At 48.3% G+C, this 3,056-nt stretch carries 3 protein-coding genes; all 3 read left to right on the top strand.

The genetic code is table 11. The annotated features are described in order from the left end of the window. Positions 1-1,348, top strand: a 1,348-nt coding sequence (locus tag ACWB0I_RS11760; protein WP_479388262.1) for a sodium:solute symporter family transporter, incomplete at its 5' end; no start/stop codon positions are given. Between the two features lie 12 nt (positions 1,349-1,360). Beyond that, positions 1,361-1,582 (top strand): hypothetical protein, encoded by a 222-nt coding sequence (locus ACWB0I_RS11755; protein WP_479388261.1) that lies wholly within the window; start codon positions 1,361-1,363, stop codon positions 1,580-1,582. After that, entirely contained in the window at positions 1,579-2,616 is a 1,038-nt protein-coding gene (locus tag ACWB0I_RS11750) for a glycoside hydrolase family 5 protein (protein WP_479388260.1), read from the top strand. The genes ACWB0I_RS11755 and ACWB0I_RS11750 overlap by 4 nt, the downstream gene beginning before the upstream one ends. The last annotated feature ends 440 nt before the right edge of the window (positions 2,617-3,056 follow it).

Here is a 3,056-nt window from a genome sequence, read left to right as displayed (position 1 = left end):
AATCAGTTCTGTGCCAGGCTATTTAAAGTTACGCTTTGATGAAAAGACACGCGTCTTGAATGCTATTTCTTTTGCCATCATGACCCTGCTGGTTTCGGGCATCAATTTGTACGCCATGGCTCTGGTTTTGCACACCTTTTTAGGCTGGAGCTGGGATGTTAGCATGTGGGCTTCGGCATTAACGGTGGCCATTTACGTCAGTTTAAGCGGTTTGATGTCCGCCATCTTTACGGAAATCATTCAGTTCTTTCTCATCTGGTTTGGTCTGTTTTTAGTTACGATTATGGGCGTAATTGAAATCGGCAGCGTGGAAGAGATTTTAGCCCGCGTGCCCGAATCTTTTAACACCCTGTGGTCCACCTCTGCCTCCGCCTCGCAAAATGGAATGATGATCACCTGGGGCGGTATTGTTCTGGGGCTTGGTTTTGTGCTCTCGTTTGGTTACTGGACAACCGATTTTCTGGTGGTTCAGCGCGCTTTTTCGGCCAAGGATTTACGAAGCGCGCGCATGACGCCCATCCTGGCTTCCTTTTTCAAGATGGCTTTGCCGTTCATCGTTATTTTTGGCGGATTAATCGCTTATGTGCTGGCGCATGATCCCCATTCCGGCTTTCATTTGCTGCAGGACGGCAATAAAATCAATTACGATTCGGCTTTACCGTTGTTGATTGCACGCTATTATCCCACCGGACTGATTGGGTTGGGCGTTACGGCTCTGCTGGCTGGCTTTATGGCCGGACAGGCCGGCAACATCAGCGCTTTTAATACGGTCTGGACTTACGATATTTACCGCTCGGTCATTAATAAAAAAGCGACGGATACCCAATTACTGTGGATGGGACGTGTAGCCACTATCGCCGGAATTATATTTAGCGTAGGTACCGCTTATTGGGCCAAAAGCATGCCGACCATTATGGATTACATGCAGGCTATCTTTTCCTGGGTGAACGCCCCTCTTTTTGCCACCATGCTCCTGGGCATGTTTGTGCGCTGGATTACGCCGAGTGGGGCCTTCTGGGGGTTATTGGCCGGTATGGTCTCCTCGTTTTCGCTCTTTATTGCCGTCAAATTTGGCTGGTTGGCCAAAAACATCATCACATTGACGGATGTTTCCAGCGATATGGCGGCCAACTTCTGGCGTGCCTGGTGGGCCTGGCTGATCACCTTTGCTGTGACCGTTCTGGTGAGCTTTCATACCAGGAAACGTAAAGACGAAGAGCTGGTAGGACTGGTCATCGGCTTAACCGAGGAAACGGTCGATCAACCGGCTCCGTTGTTCAAAAAGCCGGAATTCTGGGCGCTCCTGTCTTTAATTGTTCTTGTTTTCCTGAATCTCTATTTCTGGTAAAAGGGGGTTAGCATGAGTGAACAAAAAGCAATGAAATCGATCTGGTTCTTTGTGGGATTACTTATGGTGATTGTTGGTGGCATTATTTTTATCACCGGCATCTATCTCTACCTGCATCCCGAAGAAGTAAAAACCGCCTTAGCCCATACCTATCCCAATTTATGGTGGGGCGGCATTATGGTCCTCTTTGGCATCATCCTGTTGCTGATCAAAGACACGGGCCAGAAAACATGAAAAACTTTTTACTGATTTTACTGCTCATCACTGGTTTGATGTCGGCCTGCGGGCATTCTACGACAAACGGGCCGGAGGGCGATGAGGAACAAAACTGGCCTGCTGTTCAGCAGACAAATAAGCAGATTGGCCGCGGGATCAATCTTGGGAATGCCCTGGAAGCGCCCAATGAAGGCGATTGGGGCGTTGTTTTGCAGGCCGAGTATTTTAATCTGATCAAAAATGCCGGATTCAATAGTGTGCGCATTCCCATTCGCTGGTCGGCCCATGCCCGCTCCGATTCGCCCTTTACCATTGAGAGCGCTTTTTTTCAACGCGTGGACTGGGCCATTCAACAGGCTTTTGACAATCATCTAATAGCCATCATCAATATTCATCATTACAATGAATTGTTTAGCCAGCCTGCTGCGCATCAGGCGCGCTTCTTAACTCTCTGGCAACAAATCGCAACGCATTACAAAGATTATTCACCCAATTTATTGTTCGAAATTTTAAACGAGCCGCATGACCAGTTAACTCCGGAGCTCTGGAATCAATATTTAAGCCAGGCGCTGGCAGTGATCAGGAAGGAAAATCCACAACGGGCGGTGATTATTGGCACGGCCAACTGGGGTGGAGTAGATGCGCTTGAAAAACTGCTACTGCCTGATGACGACCATCTGATTGTTACATTTCACTATTATCAGCCGTTTCATTTTACCCATCAGGGCGCGGAGTGGGTAGAGGGGAGTGAGGCCTGGCTGGGCACAGAATGGCTGGGCACCTCTCAGGAGGTACAGGCCATTCAGAATGATTTTGATCGGGTAAGCCAGTGGGCTGCCAAAAACAAGGTGCCTGTGTTTATGGGCGAATTTGGGGCTTACAGTAAAGCCGATTTAGCTTCCCGTGTGCGCTGGACTTCCACAGTGGCCCGCGAAGCCGAAAAACGCGGCTTTAGCTGGGCCTACTGGGAGTTCTGCGCCGGATTTGGCATTTATGATGCGCAGAATGGTTTGTGGCGTACCGAACTGCTGAAAGCTTTGTTACCCGATTGATTTTTTAATGGTCGTGTACTGACTCCCTCCCTGCACGTCATTCCTGCGAACGAAAGGTCTCCTTCCATCCTTTTAGAATACTTCCCTTAAATTCTAAGGCAGCAGAGCCGCAACCAAAAGACATTTACACAGGAATTTAAGTAACCACAGAGCGCACAGATAAGCATTTTTAAATTAAAAATTACGAATGACGAATTACGAATTAATTTGCGAAGGGGCAACTTATGCCCATGCGGTGAGGAACCGTGCCGGCATGTCATTCTGAGAATCCCTTACAATGGCAGACCATTTGCAGGCGCAACCTAACTCGATTTTCGGCTCGAGGCTTCGCAAGGGCAAAGCATTTAAGGTGAGTTTTTGTTTTAAAAACCCATCCCCCCGGCGCCCTTTCCTTGAAAAAAAGGAAGAAGGCGTTTTAGTCTTTGCTTTGTAAATTTTGA

This window comes from Caldithrix sp., from assembly GCF_056497305.1.
Note: the sequence above shows the minus strand (reverse complement) of the source record. Positions and strands in the feature narration are given on the sequence as shown.

What these genes read in the sequence shown, in the direction of transcription:
- ACWB0I_RS11755 (WP_479388261.1), top strand. Translation starts at nt 1,361, where the DNA reads ATGAGTGAACAAAAAGCAATGAAATCGATCTGGTTCTTTGTGGGATTA.
- ACWB0I_RS11750 (WP_479388260.1), top strand. Translation starts at nt 1,579, where the DNA reads ATGAAAAACTTTTTACTGATTTTACTGCTCATCACTGGTTTGATGTCG.